This window comes from Promicromonospora sp. AC04 (assembly GCF_003058225.1).
Classification (GTDB): Bacteria; Actinomycetota; Actinomycetes; order Actinomycetales; family Cellulomonadaceae; genus Promicromonospora.
On record NZ_QBUG01000003.1, the window covers coordinates 511,717 to 526,852 of the forward strand.

15 protein-coding genes are annotated in these 15,136 nt (G+C 71.5%); 13 read left to right on the forward strand and 2 right to left on the reverse strand.

Annotated features, from left to right (window positions below; genetic code table 11):
* Positions 1–19: 19 nt before the first annotated feature.
* A complete protein-coding gene (locus C8K30_RS11395) occupies positions 20–1,555 on the reverse strand; it encodes a hypothetical protein (protein ID WP_132232833.1) in 1,536 nt (511 codons plus the stop codon).
* 444 nt (positions 1,556–1,999) lie between these two features.
* Between C8K30_RS11395 and C8K30_RS11400 the strand changes: the two genes are divergently transcribed.
* The 13 genes from C8K30_RS11400 (at position 2,000) to C8K30_RS11460 (ending at position 14,643) form a co-directional block, all read left to right on the forward strand.
* Complete coding sequence (locus C8K30_RS11400; protein WP_108492996.1) at positions 2,000–2,737, forward strand: hypothetical protein; 738 nt, start codon at positions 2,000–2,002, stop codon at positions 2,735–2,737.
* Positions 2,738–2,820: 83 nt separating this feature from the next.
* Complete coding sequence (locus C8K30_RS11405) at positions 2,821–3,516, forward strand: SAF domain-containing protein (RefSeq protein WP_108492997.1); 696 nt, start codon at positions 2,821–2,823, stop codon at positions 3,514–3,516.
* A 1-nt stretch (position 3,517) separates the two neighbouring features.
* Positions 3,518–4,312, forward strand: a complete 795-nt coding sequence (locus tag C8K30_RS11410) for a hypothetical protein (RefSeq protein ID WP_108492998.1) — start codon at positions 3,518–3,520, stop codon at positions 4,310–4,312.
* Positions 4,309–6,075: a CpaF family protein gene (locus C8K30_RS11415; protein ID WP_233257116.1), complete on the forward strand. Its 1,767-nt coding sequence runs from the start codon at positions 4,309–4,311 to the stop codon at positions 6,073–6,075. Before C8K30_RS11410 ends, C8K30_RS11415 begins: the two co-directional genes overlap by 4 nt.
* The gene (locus C8K30_RS11420) at positions 6,072–6,947 is read left to right on the forward strand and encodes a type II secretion system F family protein (protein ID WP_108492999.1); all 876 of its coding nucleotides are present in this window, start codon (positions 6,072–6,074) and stop codon (positions 6,945–6,947) included. The genes C8K30_RS11415 and C8K30_RS11420 overlap by 4 nt, the downstream gene beginning before the upstream one ends.
* The gene (locus C8K30_RS11425; RefSeq protein ID WP_233257117.1) at positions 6,944–7,855 is read left to right on the forward strand and encodes a type II secretion system F family protein; all 912 of its coding nucleotides are present in this window, start codon (positions 6,944–6,946) and stop codon (positions 7,853–7,855) included. Before C8K30_RS11420 ends, C8K30_RS11425 begins: the two co-directional genes overlap by 4 nt.
* A 68-nt stretch (positions 7,856–7,923) precedes the next feature.
* Entirely contained in the window at positions 7,924–8,124 is a 201-nt protein-coding gene (locus C8K30_RS11430; RefSeq protein ID WP_108493001.1) for a hypothetical protein, read from the forward strand.
* A gap of 29 nt (positions 8,125–8,153) precedes the next feature.
* Positions 8,154–8,534, forward strand: a complete 381-nt coding sequence (locus C8K30_RS11435) for a TadE/TadG family type IV pilus assembly protein (protein WP_108493002.1) — start codon at positions 8,154–8,156, stop codon at positions 8,532–8,534.
* Positions 8,531–8,989 carry a TadE/TadG family type IV pilus assembly protein gene (locus C8K30_RS11440; protein ID WP_146197433.1) on the forward strand — a complete coding sequence of 153 codons (459 nt, stop codon included), beginning with the start codon at positions 8,531–8,533 and terminating at the stop codon, positions 8,987–8,989. The genes C8K30_RS11435 and C8K30_RS11440 overlap by 4 nt, the downstream gene beginning before the upstream one ends.
* Position 8,990: 1 nt before the next feature.
* Complete coding sequence (locus tag C8K30_RS11445; protein WP_108493003.1) at positions 8,991–9,440, forward strand: hypothetical protein; 450 nt, start codon at positions 8,991–8,993, stop codon at positions 9,438–9,440.
* Entirely contained in the window at positions 9,440–12,802 is a 3,363-nt protein-coding gene (locus C8K30_RS11450) for a LysM peptidoglycan-binding domain-containing protein (RefSeq protein WP_108493004.1), read from the forward strand. The genes C8K30_RS11445 and C8K30_RS11450 overlap by 1 nt, the downstream gene beginning before the upstream one ends.
* Before the next feature lie 71 nt (positions 12,803–12,873).
* Complete coding sequence (locus C8K30_RS11455; RefSeq protein WP_233257119.1) at positions 12,874–13,761, forward strand: rhamnogalacturonan acetylesterase; 888 nt, start codon at positions 12,874–12,876, stop codon at positions 13,759–13,761.
* Positions 13,762–13,899: 138 nt separating this feature from the next.
* Positions 13,900–14,643, forward strand: a complete 744-nt coding sequence (locus tag C8K30_RS11460) for a response regulator transcription factor (protein WP_108493006.1) — start codon at positions 13,900–13,902, stop codon at positions 14,641–14,643.
* Here C8K30_RS11460 and C8K30_RS11465 read toward each other — a convergent pair.
* The gene (locus tag C8K30_RS11465; RefSeq protein WP_146197434.1) at positions 14,609–14,983 is read right to left on the reverse strand and encodes a hypothetical protein; all 375 of its coding nucleotides are present in this window, start codon (positions 14,981–14,983) and stop codon (positions 14,609–14,611) included. The genes C8K30_RS11460 and C8K30_RS11465 overlap by 35 nt on opposite strands.
* Positions 14,984–15,136 lie beyond the last annotated feature (153 nt).

Genomic DNA, 15,136 nt, shown 5'->3' on the forward strand with positions numbered 1-15,136 from the left:
GTGCGCCCATCCGTGAAAATTACTCTGACTGGGGCACGGTGTAGTGAGCCATGTGGTTGACGCCGCTCACGACGACGCTGGAGTCGTCGTCCGTGTCATTCATCTTGAGCGCACCGACCGAGACGTTCGCGGTCTTGGTCTCGGTGCCGGTCTTGTCGCACGGGTACCACTCGTCACCGCTGTCGTACGTGGTCGTCCCCCCGCCGCTGAGGGCCTTTGCAGGGTCAGGTGCACTGAAGCGCTCGCGTTGTCGCTTGCAGAGGAACGTCCCTTCACCCACTGGTGCGGACTTGCCGGTGGCAAGGTCTACTGCGAGCGTCTCCGTCTCAGTGAGGATCATCGACGGATCGTCACCAGTGGCGAGCTCCCCGATGTCGGCTGACTCGGTGTCCACCTTGCCCAAGGGGATCGACCAGAGTTCGTCGCCGGTCACCGGGTCGATGCCAAGCATGTCCGCCGCGGGAGCCTCGGTGTACTCGAAGCTCTTGGCCCCTACCTCTCGGGTCAGCTCTCCCGCGGTCCAGCGGCACGCGACGAGTACGCGGTCGACGATGTCCAGGCCCCTGTAGGGGCAGACTCCGCCCTGATCCAGGGACCAAACGGTGTCTCCAGTGGCACGGTCGAGCGCGACGATCTTGACGTCCTTGACGTGCCGTACCTGCTTTGTTTTCACGGTGCCGTCCGCCCAGGCGGCCTTGTACGGCCAGCCCAGACCGATCGCGTACTCCGTGTCCTCGTCGTCCGCCCATCCCCAGCCGGCGTCCGATGAGTAGTCGGGTCCGAAGACCTCGGTGTACGGACGCTGCCAGACGACCTTCCTGTCCTCGACGTAGCCGAGCTGTTCTCGACCCTTTCCCTGCTTCTCTGGGTCGGTCGTAGAGATGACATATTCGCCGAGGCGCCGACTCTTGTTCATCAGAACCGCATAATCGTGGTCTTTCGCAATGTCGGCGTCCCCGATCATCGTGACCTTCTTCGTCCCGAGCTCGAAACGAAGGTGCTCCGGAATGATTGATTCGCTCAACGAGTAGTAGCTGCTACCGGTGAAGCAGACCGCCGCACCGTCCAGGCAAGCGGAGGGCTGGCTGTCGGCGACAACCTCCGGTTTGGTGATCGGCACCCGTTTTCCGGTTGCCAAGTCCGCGACCACGAACGTGCTCCAGCGTGCGTCGGGTGTCGGTACGAGATACGTGACGTAGGACCTGTTGGCATGACTGAACACGGCCGCACCGCCTGGTCCTCCAGAGTCTGCGCTTGTCGCTGCCGTGTTACGCCACAGCTCCCTGCCGGTCTCCTCGTCCCAGACTGCGATTGCCAGGTCCTTCTTGTCGTCGAGCAGATACGACGCAACCATTCCGTCTTCGACGGCCGGTGACCCAATGACCTGCTCGTCGACCACCCAGTCCGGCTCAACCGTCGCCGTGAAATCGAAGTCGTCCAGGAGACCCGCAGGCTTCTCGTCCGACGCGTCTCCTGTGGCATCCGGCGATCCAGTACAACCTGCTGTCAACAAGACACCAACCAAAGCCACCACTGCCACCACGCTTCTTTTCATGGTGTGACGGTATCTACCGGGCACCACGTTCACCACGAAAGGTTCGCTGAGCGCCAGAGACTCTCAGCGATCCGAGGGGCAGCACCTCCGCCTCTCCGGATCACCGTAGGTCTTGCACCCGTCGACGGCGTGCGGGTGCACCACGAGTACCGGGTCCGGCTGCGGCTGACCTCCGCTCACTACGCAGTTGCTGCCAAGGCAGGCAGCGTCCTGGCAGCAAGTGCATGGTGAACTGAGGTCTGCTTGCGCGACCTCTGTGCGTCGCGTCTTGCGAGCCCTGACCCACTCTGCAAGCTCGGCGCTGCATGCGCGGAGGATAAGGACCTCGACCCCGAATTTCCACGAAAACACGCCAGTGTAGATTTTCGCCCTCAACACGTACCGTTACCTCTGGAATGTCGGGCGTGTCCCAGGGCGCGCGACTCCGGTTCAAGGGGGCAGGGCATGGCGGCGGGGCGGATTCTCCGGCTTGATGCGGAGCAGTGGGCCACGGTCCAGGAGCAGGCGCGCGAGGGCGGCGGCGGGACCGCCGTCGGGACGGCGCTGGCTGAGCACCAGAAGGCGCCGGTGCGCGCCACCCTGGTCGCGACCTCCGGGGACCGCGGGTCAACCGCTCGGCTGACCCTGGTGGACGGCCGGGTGCTGCTGGTGCTCCAGGCGATCGCCGAGCGCGACGGCGAGACCGTCATCGCCCCAGGAGCGGAGCTGCGGTTCGTCCAGCCCGAGAACCTGTGGGCGGCCCTGCAGGCCGCCCTGCCCCCGATCGCCGCGCTGCGCGCGCCCGCAAGCGCGGTCGGTGCCCCAGTGACAGACCCGGCTTCGGCCGCCGACGCCGACGGCGACGGCGACGACACCGCCGCCACCGACAGCCCGACGTCGGCCGACCCGACGAAGCCAAGACCGAGCGCAGACCAAGCCTGGCCCGCCACCGCCCTGGACCACGAGGAAGCGAACCTGCAGGTCATCGTCGAGGCCTGGCCCACCCCCGAGCGTCCGACGACGGTATGGGCGCGGCTCTGGTCCGTCGTCGACGGCAAGCTGCTCGACGTACGCCGCCGCGGCGGCGCGATCACCCCCACCCAGCGCCCGGCCGGATCGGTCGCGGCAGAGCTCCAGTGGGCCCTGGTCGGGGCGATTGACGCCGTACGCGAGGTTTCTACTGAACTTTCCTCCGAATCCTGAAAAGCCCCTATTACGATGCGGGGGCGGACGACGGCAAATTTCGCCCGTCCGAGGCCGCGCAGACCCAGGAGAGGCCTTCCAGCATGACAACGACCACACCCGCACCTGACGCCGCCCGCGTCGAGCGCTCAGGACGTGCCGGTGGTGGAGCGGCCGGTCCTGATCAGATCGCGCCGCCGCCGAAGATGCGCCGCCGTCCCGCCATGGTCGCCCTGTCGGTGGCCCTGATCTGCGTGGGTGGCCTGGCCAGCGCGTGGGCGTGGCAGTCGACGTCGACCGCGCAGGAGGTGCTGACGGTCCGGGAGACCGTGTACCGCGGCGAGGTGATCGCGGAGGATGACCTCATGATCGTGCGGATCGGCGTCGATCCGGCGATCCAGGCCGTCCGGGCTGCAGACATGTCGACGCTTGTGGGCAAGCGCGCGGTGCTGGACATCGCTGCGGGCGGCGTGGTCACCGCCGACCAGGTCGCGGACGACGACCTCGTGGTGCCGCCGGCCGGATTCTCGGTGGTCGGCCTGAGCCTGACACCGGCGACGCTGCCCACGGAACAGCTCGTCAGGGGCGACAAGGTGCGCGTCGTGACGACGGGGGGCGAGAGTGGCGCCGCGGCGACCGCCCCCGCGGCGTACAGCGCGACCGTCGTCAGGCTGTCCAAGGACGAGATCACCGGCAACGCGCTGGTGAACGTGCAGGTGGCAACCGACGTCGCTCCCGGCGTGGCCAGGCGCGCAGCCGCCGGCCAGGTCGCGCTCGTCCTGGACAGCCAGGAGCAGTGACATGGCGCTGATCGTCCTGACCTCAGCCAGCGGCTCACCCGGCGTGACGACGACGGCGCTCGGCCTGGCCCTGACCTGGCCGCGCCCCGTCATCCTGGTCGACGCCGACCCAACGGGCGCGCGCGCCATCCCCGCCGGATACTTCGGCGGCGCCCAGCTGCCGAACGACCACACGATCGTCGACCTCGCGGTCTCGCACCGGCAGGGCACCCTGGCCGAGGACCTGCCGCGGATGCTGATGCCGATCCCGGGCTCCCAGGTGCAGCTGCTCGGCGGGCCGCTGAACCACTACCAGGCGCGCGCCCTGGACAGCCTCTGGGAGCCGCTCGGGGGCGTCTTCAAGTCGCTGGAGCGCACAGGCCAGGACGTCATCGTCGACGCCGGGCGCCTGGGGCTGGAGGGCTACGCGATGAAGCTCGTGACGCAGGCCGACCTGGCGTTGCTGGTGACGCGGTCGAACCTCCCCGCCCTGGTCGCAGCCAGCTCGTGGGCGACGACGCTGCGGGAGTCGTTCACCCGCGCCGGCGCCCTCGACGGTCTCGGGGTACTCGTCGTCGGGCAGGGCAAGCCGTACGACAACCGTGAGGTCGCAAAGGTCCTGGACCGTCCGGTGATGGCGAGCGTGGCGTGGGACCCGGCATCGGCCGAGGTGTACTCGTTCGGCGCCAAGTCACCGCGCAAGTTCGAGTCGTCCGCCCTGACCAAGTCCTTGCGGGCCGCCGTGCAGAGCACCAGGGCGAGCGTGACCCGCTCGCGGGCCCAGCTGGGCGTCGCGGGCGAGCGGAGTCGGCTGTGACGGACCAGCCCACCGACCCGTCGGCGCTGCCGATCTTCGGTGGGCAGAGCCGGCGTCAGGACCCGCCGGAGCCCGTCCGGGAGTCGCCCGTCGGTCAGCTTCAGCAGCAGCGGCCCGGCGCGCACGCCCTGGCGGGGCGGGTCGCGGCGCCCGGGCCACCGCCCCCTGCGGACCCGGCACCGGGCCGGGCGCCGAGTCAGCACCCGGCACCCCCGGTGCTGGCGCAACCGCCGTCGGGCGCCATGAGCCCGTGGCCGGGCAAGGTCGCGACCACCTACGTCGAGGTGAACGAGAGCAGCCAGTTCCCCGTCGCCCCCGAGACGCTGGATCCCGACGTCACCCGGATCCGCCGGCCCGAGCCGCCGGCCCGGGTCGTTCCCAAGGCTCCGGCGGCACCCCCGGCACCGGCCGTCAAGATCGACTGGCACCAGGTGGCGCTGTTCCGCGCGCAGGCGTCCGAGCGGCTCGTCGAGCGCCTCGGCGACGACAAGGGCAAGGACCTGGAGGCCGAGCGGGAGCTGGGCAAGGAGATCATCCAGACCCTGCTCGAGGACACCGTGGCCGACCGCCTGCACGACGGCGAGCAGGTGTGGAGCACCGACGAGCAGGACGCCCTCGCCAAGGCCATCTTCGACGCGTTGTTCGGTCTCGGTCGGCTGCAGTCGCTGGTCGACGACGACTCGGTCGAGAACATCATCATCAGCGGCGCGGACAACGTGTGGGTCGAGAAGATCGACGGCGAGCTGGTCCGGCGGGACCCCATCGCGGACTCCGACAAGGAGCTGCTCGACGAGCTCGCGTTCATCGCGACGCGCTCGGAGACCAGCGCCCGCAGCTTCTCCACGTCCAGCCCGCGGCTGCACATGCGGCTCGACGGCGGGTCCCGGCTCGCGGCCGCGGCGTGGGTCACCGCCCGCCCGTCGGTGGTGATCCGGCGCCACCGGCTGCGCAAGGTCACGCTCGACGACCTGGTGGCCCGCAACATGCTGAGCGCTAGCCAGGCCTCGTTCCTGCGCGCGGCGATCCGCGCGCGGAAGTCGATAGTCGTGGCCGGCCCGCAGGGCGCGGGCAAGACCACGATGGTCCGGGCGCTGTGCGGTGAGATCCCGCGGTACGAGGCGATCGGCACGTTCGAGACGGAGTTCGAGCTGCACCTGCACGAGCTCACCGACGTGCACGACATCGTGCACGCGTGGGAGGCCCGTCCGGGATCGGGCGAGATCGGGCCGGACGGACGCCAGGCCGGCGAGTTCGGCCTGGACGAGGCCCTGTACGACTCGTTCCGGTTCAACCTGTCCCGCCAGATCGTGGGTGAGGTCCGCGGCAAAGAGGTCTGGGCCATGATCAAGGCCATGGAGTCGGGCGCGGGCTCGATCTCCACCACGCACGCCGCCGACGGCGAGGCCGCGATCCGCAAGCTCGTCACGTGTGCCATGGAGGCGGGCTCGCACGTGACCCGCGAGCTGGCGACGTCGAAGCTGGCCGAGACGGTCGACCTGATCGTGCAGATCGACCTGGAGACCAGGCCGGAGGACGCCGAGCAGACCCGGTGGCGCCGGTCCCGGTGGGTCTCGGAGATCGTGCACGTGGCGCCCGGCGAGGCCGTCAAGGGTTATGCCACCACGCACGTGTACAAGCCGAGCCGCCAGGGCGGCCCGGCAGTGCCCGGCACCATGCCGGACGAGCTGCGCGAGCTCGAGCGCTTCGGGTTCGACCTGACCTCCTACCTGGCCGACAACGGCCGCGAGGAGGGCCTGCGATGACCGCGCTCTTCCCCGCCCTGGGCGGCGCCCTGGTCGTGGCCGGCCTGATCGGCCTGGTCGTCGGGCTGCGCAAGTCTCCGGTCGACGACGCGGCCCCGCCCCGGCGTCGTCGGAGCCGTGCGATGGCCCGCCTGATGCGGATGGACCGCCGCACCCAGCTCCTGGCCCTGGCCGGCCTGGTCGGGGGCGTAGCCGGATACCTGATCACCGACTGGCTGATCGCCCTGGTGATCGGGCCGATCGCGGGCATCGGCCTGCCCGTCCTGCTGGCCTCCGGCGACTCGGGGACCACCATCAAGAAGCTCGAGGCCCTGGAGGAGTGGGTCCGCAGCCTCGCGGGCGTGCTCACCGTCGGCGTCGGGCTGGAGGAGGCGCTGCGCATGACGTTGCGCTCCGTGCCCGACGCGATCCGGCCCGAGGTGACCACCCTCGTGGCGCGCCTGCGCGCCCGCTGGGGCACCGAGGCCGCGTTGCGTGCGTTCGCTGACGACCTCGACGACGCGACCGGCGACGTCGTCTCCGCCAGCCTGATCCTCGGTGCCCGACGCCGCGGCGCAGGCCTCGCCTCGGTCCTGGAATCCACCGCACAGTCCGTGGCCGACGACGTCCGGGCCCGCCGCGAGATCGAGGCCGAGCGCGCCGGGCCCCGGTCGACGGCGCGCTGGGTCACGATCATCACCGCGTGCGTGCTGGGCGTGCTGGCCCTGACCGGCGACTACATCCAGCCCTACAGCACCCCGCTCGGGCAGATCCTGATCACGCTCTTCCTGGCCGCCTACGTCGGGCTGCTGGTGCTGATGCGGAACATGTCGAAGGGCGTGCCGCTGCCGCGCTTCATGGGCGCGGACGCACGGGAAGGGGCCAGGTCATGATGACCACCGGACTGCAGATCGCGCTGCTGGGCGGGGCCGTGTTCGGTCTCGGCGTCGCGCTGCTGGTCTGGCGCCTGATGCCCGCCGACCCGGACGTGGTCGACGTCGTGCGGCGCTACTCGCCCGAGGCGGCCAAGGAACGCTCGGCGGTGCGGACCGAGGTCGTCGCGCCGGGGACCGTCGAGAAGCTCGGGATCTGGGCCATCCGCCGGTTCCCGGCGTCTGTCTGGGGGAGGTCCCCCACCAAGGAGCTCGCGCTGCTGCGGGTGCCCGTCCACCGGCACTACGGCACCAAGGTGGCGTACGCGCTGGTCGGCCTGGTCCTCCCGCCGATCCTGTCGTACTACTTCACGCTGATCCAGCTGCCGGTCCCCGTGGTGGTGCCCGCGGGCGGCTCGCTGGTCCTGGCGGCCTTCCTGTTCCTGGCGCCGGACATGAACGTCCGGTCCGACGCCAAGAAGGCCCGCGGGGACTTCTCCCGGGCCCTCGGCGTCTACACCGACCTGGTCGCCCTCGAGCGGCTCAGCGGTGCGGGATCCCGGCAGGCCATGGAGAGCGCGGCCGAGGTCGGCGACAACTGGGTGTTCCGCCGCATCGGCGAGGAGCTGCAGCGTTCTCGTTGGAACGGCCTGGCGCCCTGGGACTCGCTGCAGAACCTGTCGGAGGAGCTCGGCCTGCCCGAGCTCAACGACCTGGCCGACGTCATGCGCATGAGCGGTGAGGGCTCCCAGGTCTACGACAACCTCCGGGCCCGTTCGGCCGCTCTGCGCTCGGCCATGCTGAACACCGAGCGTGCCACCGCGAACGCCGCGAGCGAGCGCATCAACATGCCCATGTCCCTGCTGGGCGTGGTGTTCATGGTCATCCTCATCACACCCGCCCTGCTGCGCGTGATGGCCGGCACCTGACGATGCCCGGCCAGCACGCACCAGCCCGTCCGTACCTCGATGCCAGAACCACCGGAAAGGGGAGCCCGATGCTCCACATCGTCGCAACACTGCACACCTTCGGCCTGAGGGTGACCGCCCGGGCTCGCGCCCGGCTGGCCGACGCCCCCGAGCGGGGCAACGTCACCATCGAGAACGTCCTGTGGGCCGTGGCGGTAATCGCCATCGTCGCGATAGTGGTCGCCGCGATCAGGGCCTTCGTGACGTCAGAAGCGGCCAAGATCGGGTGACCTGCCGTCCCCGGCACGCACGATCCCAGGTGCGCCGTTCCCGGAGAACCAGTGAGCGCGGCTCGGCCACGATCGAGCACGTGTTCCTCCTGCCCGCGCTCTTCACGCTGATGTTCGTGTTCGTGCAGGGCGCCATGCTCTACCAGGGCCGGGCGGTGGCGCTCGCCGCCGCACAGGAGGGTGCGCGCGCGGTCGCTGCGGAGTACGGGACCGTCGGCGCCGGCGTGAACGCGGCGCACGAGTACGTGAACGCGACCACCGTCGGGCTGAAGGGCACGACCGTGACCGGCCGGCGGACGGCCACGTACGCCACGGTCAGCGTCACCACGCACACGGTGTCGCTGGTCCCGGGCTGGCAGCCGACCGTCGAGCAGTCGGCCACGCTGCCCGTCGAGAGGGTCACCGGATGATGCGACGGGTTCTCGGGCGGACGGCGGACGGCCGCCGGCACGACGGCGAGCGCGGCTCGGCGTCGATCGAGGCCGTGATCGGCGTGTCCGCGTTCGTGCTGCTCGGGTCCCTGGTCATCGCCGGGGGCCGGGTGGCGATCGCGCACCAGGCCATCGAGTCGGTGGCGGCCGAGGCCGCGCGGTCGGCGTCGATCGCACGCACCCAGGCGGAGGCCAACGCCTCGGCGGTTGCCGGGGCGACGGCGAGCCTGGCCAACCAGGACGTCCGGTGCGGCACGAGCAGCGTCACCGTCGACACCAGCGGGTTCGCCTCGCCCCCGGGCACCCCGGCGTCGGTGGACGCCACCGTGTCCTGTGCGGTCGACCTGTCCGACGTCGCACTCCCCGGCGTGCCCGGGGCGATCACTATCACCAAGACGATGTCCAGCCCGATCGATACCTACCGGGAGCACTGACATGCGGCGCCTGAGACGCTCACCGACGACCGACAGCGCCGCCCGCGAGCGTGGCTCGGTGTCGTCCTGGCTGGTCACGTCGACGTTCGTGATGATCCTCGGCGTGGGCATTGCCGTCGACCTGACCGGGCAGGTGCACGCGCAGCAGCACGCCCGGGACGTCGCCTTCCAGGCCGCCCGCGCCGGCGGGCAGCAGCTCCAGGGAGGCTCGGCCATCCGCGGGGAGGGCGTGCGAGCCGACCCGCGCCAGGCGGCCGTCGCCGCGCAGACCTACCTCGCCGCGGCGGACATGACCGGATCGGTCAGCGTGCCCGGGGGAGACGTCGTCGTGGTGCGGACCAGTGACGTGTACGAGACCAAGTTTCTGTCGTTCATCGGCCTGACCTCCATGCGGGTGTCGGGCGAGGGTGAGGCACGCGTCGTGCGGGCCGTCGAGGGGGTCGAGCAGTGATGCGTCGTCTGAAGGGCCTGCTGGCGCTGCTGGTGATCGTGGGGGTGACCGTCGGCCTGCCGTTCGCGCTGGTCGCCGTCGGTGCCGACCCGTTCGCGGGTGGAGCGCCGTCGTTCGAGTCGTTGGTCGACCTCCTGACCTCGCGCGACGACGGCACGCTGTTCATGGTTGTGCTCCAGGTGGTCGGGTGGCTGGCCTGGGCCTTCCTGGCCCTGTCGATCCTGGTCGAGCTGGTCTCGCAGCTGCGCGGTGTTCGTGCGCCCCGGATGCCCGGGCTGCAGCTGCCGCAGAGCGCCGCGCGCGGCCTGGTCGGTGCCATGCTGCTGCTGTTCACCGCCGTGCCGATGGCCAACGCCGCGGTCCTGCCCGCCAGTGCTGCGCCGATAGTGGAGTCGCACACGGTGTCGGTGTCCGCGCCGGCCGTGGTGGAGGCGCCGTCGGCTTCCGCGACGCACCGGGCGGAGTCCACGCACCGGGCGGAGCAGGCAGCCGAGAAGAAGGTCGCGCCCGCGACCGTCCAGCACACCGTGGTGCGCGGCGACACCCTGTGGGGCCTGGCCGAGACCTACCTGGGTGACGGGCACAGGTTCCGGGACATCGTCGAGCTCAACCAGGAGCATCTGGCCGACAACCCGGCCTTCCTGACGACGGGCTGGGTCCTGACGATTCCGGCGTCACCCGACGCCGCTCCCGACGCCGCCGAGCAGGACACCCGGGACAGGAGCGTGGTGGTCGAGAAGGGCGACACGCTGTCGGGGATCGCCGCGGCGGAGCTCGGCGACGCCGCCCGGTACCCCGAGCTGTTCGAGGCCACGCGGGACGTCGACCAGCCGGGCGGGGCACACCTGACCGACCCGGACCTGATCCATCCGGGTTGGACCGTGCAGGTGCCAGGGGCCTCGGGGGCCGCGCCGGCCCAGGAGCATCGTGCGGCGCCGGAGGCCAGGGCAACCGAGCCGGAGGCAGCCGAGTTGGAGGCCTCCGAGCCGGACGCCTCGGAGCCGAAGCGGTCGGCACCTGCAGAGCAAGCGGACCCGGTGCAACCCGCCGCACAGGAGCTGGCCCCGGAGGCGTCGGCCCCGGAAGCGTCGGCCCCGGAGGCGGGCGCGCCGTCGTCGGCCGAGGCAACGCGCGTGGGGGACGAGACCGAGCGGCCGAAGGCCGCGCCCGCCCCCGGTCTCGCCAGGCAGGGCGAGGCCGCCGCCGAGCGGCAGGCCGATGCGGTCCAGAGCGATGCGGTCCAGAGCGATGCGGTCCAGAGCGATGCGGTCCAGAGCGATGCGGTCCAGAGCGATGCGGTCCAGAGCGACGCGGCCGACGACGGGATGTCCGACGACGCCCCCTGGCAGGTCGCGACCGTAGCCGGCGTCGGGACCGTCCTCGCGGCGGGGGTGCTCACGGTCCTGGCCCGCCGTCGCCGGGACCAGCAGCGGCTGCGCCGCCCGGGGCAGCGCGTGCCGCTGCCCGTCGGCGACACCGCCGCGTTCGAGCAGGCGATCCGCGCCGCGGCCGACCACCTGTCGGTCGAGACCGTCGACCTCGCGCTGCGCTCCCTGGCGAGCCTGTGCGTCGAGTCCGGCCGCCCCCTCCCGGTGGTGCGCGCCGCCCGGCTGACCGCCCAGGCGTTCGAGCTGTACCTGGAGGAGCCCACGCTCCTGCCCCAGCCTTGGCGCAACGCGGGCGACTCGACCGTCTGGCGGCTCGACGTCGCCGACGTCCAGCGGCTCGCCCCGGTGGACCCCGCCGTCGTGCCGGCCCCGTACCCATCGCTCGTCACCATCGGGTCCGACGACGACCAGGGCCACGTCTTCCTCAACCTCGAGCACCTCGGGGCGCTCGGCATCACCGGCGACGACCCCGCGACCCGCGAGATCCTCGCGGCACTCGCCGTCGAGCTCGCCACCTCCGTGTGGGCCGACGACCTGCAGGTCACCCTCGTGGGCGCCTTCCCGGACCTCGAGGACACGATGCGCACCGGCCGCATCCGCTACCTGCCGAGCATCGGCCGGATCATCGAGGACCTGACTCGGCGTGCGCACGACGATCGCGCGGCGCTCGCGGCGCAGCGAGTGCCCGACCTGTACGCGGCGCGGGTGGCCGGCGTTGCGCCCGACGCGTGGTCCCCGGAGATCGTGCTGCTCGCCGACCAGGTGTCCGACGAGCAGCGGGCCCAGCTCGCCCGGCTGACGGACGACCTGCCGCACGTGGCGCTGGCGACGATCACCGGTGGCACCAGCGTGGGCGAGTGGAGCGTCCAGCTCCTGCCAGGGCAGGAGCTGGCGGTGCTGGCGCCGATCGGCCTGGAGCTGCGCCCGCAGCGCCTGCCTTCCGATCAGTACGGGCACCTGTTGCGTCTCGTGTCCCTCGCTGACGCAGGTGCGTTCGAGGGTGTGGGCCAGTCCGAGCCGAGCGTCGCGGAGGTCGAGGCGATCGCCCCGGTGTCCGAGCCGAGGACCGACACCGCGGAGATCCCGATCGTGGCTCCCTTGCTGGCCGAGCCTGTCGAGACCGCAGACCCCTACGACGACGAGCCCGCCCCCGACACGCTCGAGGTCGCTATCGTCCCGGACCCACGGGCGGGCGCCGCGCCGTCGGGCACCGCCCCTCGGATCCTTGCGCTCGGCCCGGTGGACCTCCAGAACGCGGCCGGCACCGTCGAGGACGGCAAGCGTGCCCGCCTGCTGGAGCTCGCCACGTTCCTGGCCCTGCACCCGGGCACGACGCGCACCGCGATCGACGCCGCGATCTGGCCCGACCGGGCGGGCGCGGACAACCTGAGCACCCGGAACGCCGCGACGTCGCGGCTCCGCCGGTGGGTCGGGCAGGACGCCGACGGCCAGGACTACCTGCCCCGGCATCAGGCCGACGGCGGGCACGGGTTCCTCCCGTCGGTCACCACCGATGCCGGCGAGTGGGACCACCTGCTGGGCGGTGCGCCCCTGGATGCCTCCACGGAGAACCTCGAGGCGGCGCTCCCCCTGGTGCGCGGCGTCCCGTTCGAGGGCACGCACACCCGCCGGTACGCGTGGGCCGAGCCGATCCGGCAGCGCCTCATCGCCGAGATCGTGGACGCGTCGTACACGCTCGCCAGGCGGCGTCTGCTGGAGGGGCGCTGGCGCTCGGCCGAAGCGGCCGTCGTGGTGGGCCTGCGGGTCGAGCCGACGCAGGAGAGCCTGTGGCGCGTCCGGATCCTGGCCGCGCACGAGAGCCGCGACGCCGAGGCGGAGACCGAGGCGATCGAGCGGCTGCTCAGCATCACCGAGCGGCTCGAGTGCGACCTGCAGCCGGAGACGGAGCAGCTCCTCGCGGCCCTGAAGAACCCGGGCGCGGGCTTCGACCGGCTCATGGTCGACGCGCTCTAGGAGCGAGCGCCGGGTGGCCGGCGTCGCCCCGCATTTCCGGTACCTTTCGTCCTGAATACCCCAGATTCTGCATGAGAGGTACCGACGTCGGCATGCCCGCCTCGATGACTCGCCGTTTCCTGCTCGCCGCGCTGGCCGCCGCCGGGCCGCTTGCTCTCACGGCGAGCGCGCCGCCCGCCGCCACCTCCACGCCGGCGGACGCCGCTGCCCCGACCGCCGCACGGAAGGCCAAGTCCCAGGTGCAGCACCCGCCCCGGATCCACATCGCCGGTGACTCCACGGCCGCCCAGAAGTACGCCGACGTCTTCCCCGAGACCGGCTGGGGCATGGCCCTGCCCTGGTACGTCGCGCCGCGGATCGAGGTGGTCAACCACGCGATGAACGGGCGCAGCTCCCGCAGCTTCATCGCGGAGGGGCGCCTCGACGTGATCCTGGACGCCATCCGCCCCGGCGACGTGCTGCTCGTGCAGTTCGGGCACAACGACCAGAAGTCCGACCCGGACGTCGGCACCGAACCGTGGACCACCTACCCGTCCTACCTGCGCCGTTACCTCGACGGGGCGCGGGGGCGAGGGGCGCGGCCGGTGCTGCTGACCCCGGCCGAGCGACGGCGGTTCGACGCCGCGGGCGACGTCGTCGCGACCCACGGGTTCTACCCGGACGCGATGCGCGCGCTGGCCGCCGCCGAGGGCGTGCCCCTGATCGACATCACCGCGCAGACCATCGCGCTGTGGCAGGAGCTCGGGCTCGACGGCAGCAAGCTCAGCTTTCTGCACACCTACGAGGGACGCGAGGACAACACCCACTTCAACGCCCCGGGCGCGGGCGTCGTCGCGCGCATGGTGGCGCGTGGGCTGCTCGCCGCCGGCGTCCTCGCCGAGGACGGCGTGCGCCGCCTCTACGAGACCGTCCCGGTCGAGTGGTTCACCTGGCCGGAGGACCCGCCCGCGGCGACCTGAGCCGGTCTGCGGCACGGCTTCGCCGCCCTCGCGGCGCCCGCGTTCACGCCTGTTGCACACCCACGGCCGGCGGAAACCGGTGCGGACGGGATGATCCCTGGGACGGCGGCACGGCGGTGTCGTTGCTACGTTCGACAGATGGACCACTCTGGGGGGCGGGGCGTGGCCGTCGTCGTAGAGGACGACGACCTCATCCGCGAGGTCATCGGGGTCATCATGCAGCAGGCCGGGTTCACCGTGCATCCCGCCGCCACCGGCACGCAGGGTGTGGCACTGGTCAAGGCGCACGAGCCCATCGTGACGACCGTCGACGTCTCCCTGCCCGACATCGACGGGTTCGAGGTCGTGCGGCGGGTCCGGACCTTCTCCGACACGGTCGTTGTCATGCTCACGGCCCGGCTCGACGAGGCCGACACGCTCATGGGTCTCGAGTCCGGTGCCGACGAGTACGTCACCAAGCCGTTCCGGCCGCGCGAGCTGCGGGCGCGCATCGACGCCCTCCTGCGCCGTTCCGGCCATCCCGCTCCGGCGGCTTCGGAAGAGCCCGCCGAGCCTGCTCCCGGCACTGTCGACAGGAGGCTCGAGGTCGACACCGATCGCCGCACGGTCCGCCTGGGCGGCGAGCTCGTCCACCTCACCCGCACCGAGTTCGACCTCCTCGTGGCCCTCCACGGCGCTCACGGCCGGCCCGTGGCCAAGGGTGAGCTGGCAGGCCTGCTCTGGCCGGACGAGCACGGCTACGGAGGCCGGGCCGCGGAGGCGGCACGCCGCACGGTCGAGGTGCACGTGGCCAACGTCCGGCGCAAGCTCGGCGACAGCCCGACGAGCCCGCGCTTCATCCACACCGTCAGGGGGCTGGGGTACCGGTTCGAGGACGCCTGAGCAGAGCAGCCTCGGTGTCATGAGCCAGACGCATGAGCCGCTCCAACGTCTCGATCTGTGGCAGGGTGCGATACCGCACCGCATCCTGTGCCACGGCCCAGGCGGCCTGGGCCAGCGCGACCGCCCCCACCATGGCGCCTGTGACGGCCAGGTCCACCGCCTGGTCGTAGACCGCACGCACGCTGCCGTCGAAGGCAGCAACGGTGAGGAGCTGGAGTCGCTCCTTGAGCCCGGTGCCGTACTGCTTGGCGAGCCGGCGAGCGGCCAGCTGGCCGATATCCTGGCCGAGCTCATGGAGCACGCGTTCGTCGAGGATGTCCGTCGCGAGGATGCGCATCATCGGGCCGGGCTCTCGCTGGTTGCTGTCCGACCCCTCGGGGCGCCTGCTGTCCGCGCGACCCCGTCGGACGAGGAGCACTGTGTCTTCGTCATCGCGAGGCCTCCCGTGAGTGTCTGAATGGTTGCTCCCAGCATGCGACCCAGAACTCAACGT

Coding starts and splice junctions, on each gene's coding strand:
- C8K30_RS11420 (WP_108492999.1), top strand. CDS start 6,072: ATGACCGCGCTCTTCCCCGCCCTGGGCGGCGCCCTGGTCGTGGCCGGC.
- C8K30_RS11450 (WP_108493004.1), top strand. CDS start 9,440: ATGCGTCGTCTGAAGGGCCTGCTGGCGCTGCTGGTGATCGTGGGGGTG.
- C8K30_RS11425 (WP_233257117.1), top strand. CDS start 6,944: ATGATGACCACCGGACTGCAGATCGCGCTGCTGGGCGGGGCCGTGTTC.
- C8K30_RS11455 (WP_233257119.1), top strand. CDS start 12,874: ATGAGAGGTACCGACGTCGGCATGCCCGCCTCGATGACTCGCCGTTTC.
- C8K30_RS11410 (WP_108492998.1), top strand. CDS start 3,518: ATGGCGCTGATCGTCCTGACCTCAGCCAGCGGCTCACCCGGCGTGACG.
- C8K30_RS11465 (WP_146197434.1), bottom strand. CDS start 14,983: ATGATGCGCATCCTCGCGACGGACATCCTCGACGAACGCGTGCTCCAT.
- C8K30_RS11405 (WP_108492997.1), top strand. CDS start 2,821: ATGACAACGACCACACCCGCACCTGACGCCGCCCGCGTCGAGCGCTCA.
- C8K30_RS11445 (WP_108493003.1), top strand. CDS start 8,991: ATGCGGCGCCTGAGACGCTCACCGACGACCGACAGCGCCGCCCGCGAG.
- C8K30_RS11400 (WP_108492996.1), top strand. CDS start 2,000: ATGGCGGCGGGGCGGATTCTCCGGCTTGATGCGGAGCAGTGGGCCACG.
- C8K30_RS11460 (WP_108493006.1), top strand. CDS start 13,900: ATGGACCACTCTGGGGGGCGGGGCGTGGCCGTCGTCGTAGAGGACGAC.
- C8K30_RS11430 (WP_108493001.1), top strand. CDS start 7,924: ATGCTCCACATCGTCGCAACACTGCACACCTTCGGCCTGAGGGTGACC.
- C8K30_RS11440 (WP_146197433.1), top strand. CDS start 8,531: ATGATGCGACGGGTTCTCGGGCGGACGGCGGACGGCCGCCGGCACGAC.
- C8K30_RS11395 (WP_132232833.1), bottom strand. CDS start 1,555: ATGAAAAGAAGCGTGGTGGCAGTGGTGGCTTTGGTTGGTGTCTTGTTG.